At 74.8% G+C, this 3,809-nt stretch carries 4 protein-coding genes; 1 reads left to right on the top strand and 3 read right to left on the bottom strand.

Annotated features, from left to right (window positions below; all coding sequences use genetic code 11):
- The coding region (locus E1287_RS42370) for a chromosome segregation ATPase (protein ID WP_207934804.1) at positions 1-1,202 on the top strand (1,202 nt) is incomplete at its 5' end.
- Positions 1,203-1,309: 107 nt separating this feature from the next.
- Here the strand turns inward: E1287_RS42370 and E1287_RS42365 are convergent.
- The 3 genes from E1287_RS42365 to E1287_RS42355 form a co-directional block, all read right to left on the bottom strand.
- Positions 1,310-2,032 (bottom strand): adenosylcobinamide amidohydrolase, encoded by a 723-nt coding sequence (locus E1287_RS42365; protein WP_347814010.1) that lies wholly within the window; start codon positions 2,030-2,032, stop codon positions 1,310-1,312.
- On the bottom strand, positions 2,029-2,823 hold the full coding sequence (locus tag E1287_RS42360; protein WP_207934803.1) for an ABC transporter ATP-binding protein: 795 nt from the start codon (positions 2,821-2,823) through the stop codon (positions 2,029-2,031). The genes E1287_RS42365 and E1287_RS42360 overlap by 4 nt, the downstream gene beginning before the upstream one ends.
- Positions 2,820-3,809 (bottom strand): iron ABC transporter permease (locus E1287_RS42355; RefSeq protein ID WP_243719825.1); only part of this gene is annotated, 990 nt, incomplete at its 5' end. The genes E1287_RS42355 and E1287_RS42360, both read right to left, overlap by 4 nt.

Genomic DNA, 3,809 nt, shown 5'->3' with positions numbered 1-3,809 from the left:
CCGCCCCCCAAGCCGCGGTTGCCGCCGCCTCCGCTTCACCCAGAGACGACCGCGGCGGGATCACACGCCTCGGTGACCCGGTCGCGGTCTGGCCGTGCGCCGGCTGCGGACGGCCCGTGCCGCAGCCGGCGCCCGGCGTCCGCGCCGTCCGCTACTGCCAGGACGGCGACGGCGCCTGCGAGCGGTCCGCGCGCGACGGCCGCGAACGCGGGCTGGAGTCCCAGGGGCTGACCGGCCAGGTCGCCTGGACGTGGGAGATGGTCGACCGGCTCGAAGGCGCCGCCGACCGGCTCGCGGGCGCGCTGATGTCCGAACTGAGCGTCGCCGGCGTCGAGCGGCGGATCGCGGACGCCCGCGCGGACGCCGCCGGTCACATCGCGATCGCGCAGCGGGAGCGCGACGCGTCCCAGCAGCAGGCGGAGGCCGCATGGCGGGAGGCGGCCTCCGCCCGCGACCGCGCGGACACCGCCGAGCGGGACGCCGCGTCCGTCCGCGCCGAGGCCGGACGCCTCACCGCCGAACTCGACGCCGCCAGGCGCGAATGCCAGGACGCCAAGGACGAGGCCGAAGCCGCCGGCGCCGCCCGTCTCGCCGCGGAACGCGAGCGCGACCGCGTCGCCGCCCGCGAAGGCGAACTGCTCGCCTCACTGGAGAACGCGCGCTCGGAACTGGTCGCCCTGCACGGACGGCTGTCGGAGGCGGAGACCCTCGCCGAGGGCCAGCGCGTCGAGGCGGACGCCGCGAAGCGCACGGCCGAGGATCTGCGCTCCGCCGTCCGCGACGCCGAGGCCAAACGCGGCCAGGCCGTCGCCGACTGCGACCAGTTCCAGGCGCGGGCGCGGGAGTTCGAGCGGCACAACTGGCAGCTGTCCCGGACGGCCGAGGAGCTGCGGGCCGCGGTGAAGGCCCTGACCGCCGAACGCGACGCGGCCCGCGCCGAAGCCGACCGCGCCCGCCGCCGCGTCGACGCCCTCACCGCCGTCACCGACGGCCACCGCAACGCCTGGGGAGGAGGCCCGCAGCCGGTCGCCGACCGGGAGCCGCCGACCGGGCTGCACCCCCTCCCGCCGGTGAACGGATCGCCCCTGAACGGCGCCGCCCCGCTCGCCACCGACCCGCTCGCGGGCGGGCGGCGCGCCACCGACCCGCTCGCCACCGACCCCAGGACCCGTAACGGACATCGCCTGCCGCACGCTGGCTGACCTTCGCTGGTGGGACGTCGTACAGGTTGGAGGTGAGGCCCTTCCCACACTGCACTGGCCCTGAAACCGGCCGCCGTATCGCACCGGGGTGGTACGGCGGCCGGTACCTATTGGCGCGCCTCCAGGTAGGCGGCGTAGTCGAGCGCACCGGCAAGGACGGCGGCGTGCACGGCGCGGGCGATCCTCGAACCCCACGCCGAACGGGGCCCCGCGAACGGCTCCAGCGCCCCGCCGGTGGTCGTGGCGGCGACGCAGATGGCGTCGGACGCTGTGCCCGTGCACGGATAGCCCGCTTCGAGGAGCGCCTGCGTCTTGGCTTCGGTCGCGGTGACGACCGCGTTCACCAGCGCCGCGTCGCTCAACGGCACCGGAACGGCGACGACGATGTTGACCGTCCCGGGCGTCCACGCCGGCGACGTCTCCCCGGTCGTGCGCAGCGGCGGCGTGGTGCCGTCCAGGTGCATCGGCGCGAGTTCGGGGTCGGGCACGTTCGCGGGTGCGGCGGCCCAGGTCGGGACGCGGAGCCCGACCGTCGCGGAGACGCTCACGCCCTCGTCGTCACGCCGCATGGTGCGGGACACCGACGCCGCCGTGAGCATGCCGACGCCCGGGCCGGTCAAGCCGTGCGACCCGGCGAGCTCCTCCAGATGGACGACCGGGTCCGTCCGCGAATAGCCGCCCGCGACCTGCGCGTTCAGCACCCAGCGGGCCGGGCCGATCCCGCCGCCCAGCATCGCCGACGAGATCATCCGATGCCCGCCGCCCGCCCGCCACACCGTCGACGCGAGCCGCTTCCCGTCCTCCTCGCGCCACGTCATCTCGACCTTCACGGGCGCTCCAGAGGACGTTCCAGGGGACGTTCCAGCGAGAGGATCGGCCGGCCGCCGGGGCCGGAGGCGACGTGCACCCGAGCGTCGAAATGCTCCTCGACGGCGGCGCGGGTGAGGACCTGCGAAGGCGGCCCCGCCTCGGCGACCCGTCCGTCCGAGAGGAGGACCAGGGCGTCGGCGTACTGCCCCGCCAGCGTCAGGTCGTGGATCGTCGTCACCACGGTCAGCTCGTCGGAGAGCCTCAGCTGGTCGACCAGCTCCATCACCTGCTGCTGGTGGCCGATGTCCAGGGCGGTCGTCGGCTCGTCCAGCAGCAGCACCGACGTCTGCTGCGCCAGCGCCCGCGCCAGCACCGCCCGCTGCCGCTCACCGCCCGAGAGCTGATCCATCGGACGGGACGCGAACCCGGTGAGATCCAGCCGGTCGAGGACGTCCGCCGTGATGGCCCTGTCTCGGGCGCTTTCCCGTCCGAGATGCGGGATGTAGGGGGAACGTCCGAGAAGCGTGTAGTCGAAGACGGTCATCCCGACCGGGATGTTCGGGCTCTGCGGCGCGTAGGCGATCAGCCGCGCCCGCTGCCTCGGCTTCAGCGCCGCCAGGTCCGAACCGGCCAGCGTGATGCCGCCCTTGGACGCCACCAGACCCAGGACGGCGCGCAGCAGCGTCGACTTCCCCGCCCCGTTCGGCCCGATGACCGCCGTCCACGACCCGGCCGGGACGTCCAGCGACACGCCCTTCAGCACAGGCCGCCCGCCGAGCGCCACGTCCAGCCCCCGGATCTCGATGGTCACGTGTCCACCTGCCTGCGGCTGGCGCGCAGCACGGCGACGAAGAACGGCCCGCCGACGAACGCCGTCACGACGCCGAGCGGAAGCTCGCCGGGCTTGATCACCGTCCGCGCCACGAGGTCCGCTACCCCCAGGAACGCCGCGCCGCCGAGCAGCGACAGCGGCAGGACGATCCGGTACGAACCACCCACCAGCCGCCGCACCGCGTGCGGCACCACGATCCCGACGAACCCGATCAACCCGCTCACCGCCACCGCGCACGCCGTCGCCAGCGACGCCGCGACCAGCACGATCAGCCGCACCCGCGCCGCCGACAGGCCCAGCGCGGCCGCCTCCTCGTCACCGACGCTCAGCACGTCCAGCAGCCGCCCGTGCGCCAGCAGCACGACGGTCGACACCAGCGCGTAGGGGGCGATCAGCGCGAGCTGATGCCAGTCCGCCGACCCGACCCCGCCGAGGATCCACGAGAAGATCCGCTGCAGCTCCTCCGCCTTCAGTTGCTGGACGAACGTCTGCACCGCCGCCAGGAACGACGACACCGCGACCCCCGCCAGCACCAGCGTCGCCACCCCGTTGCCGCGCCCCGCCGTGCTGCCCAGCGCGTACGCCAGGAACACCCCGAAGATCGCGCCCACGAACGCCGCCAGCGGCACCCCGTATCCGGGATCGCCCGGCACCAGCGCGATCACCACGGTCGCCCCGACCCCGGCGCCGCCCGCCGCGCCCAGCAGGTACGGATCGGCGAGCGGATTGCGGAACACGCCCTGATACCCGGCGCCCGCCAGCGCGAGCATCCCGCCCACCAGCGCCGCCATCAACGCCCTCGGCACCCGCAACTCGAACAGCACGTTCTCGTCGATCACGGCGAGGCCGGAGTCGACGTGGACGAACGGCAGCCTGTCCGCCAGCGCCTTCAGCACCCCCGTGATGGGCAGCCCTGCCGAGCCGACCAGCACCCCGGCCAGCAGCGTCGCCGCCAGCAGCCCCAC

Source organism: Actinomadura sp. KC06 (assembly GCF_004348735.1).
Lineage (GTDB): Bacteria > Actinomycetota > Actinomycetes > Streptosporangiales > Streptosporangiaceae > Spirillospora.
This window is presented reverse-complemented; position numbering and strand designations above follow the sequence as displayed.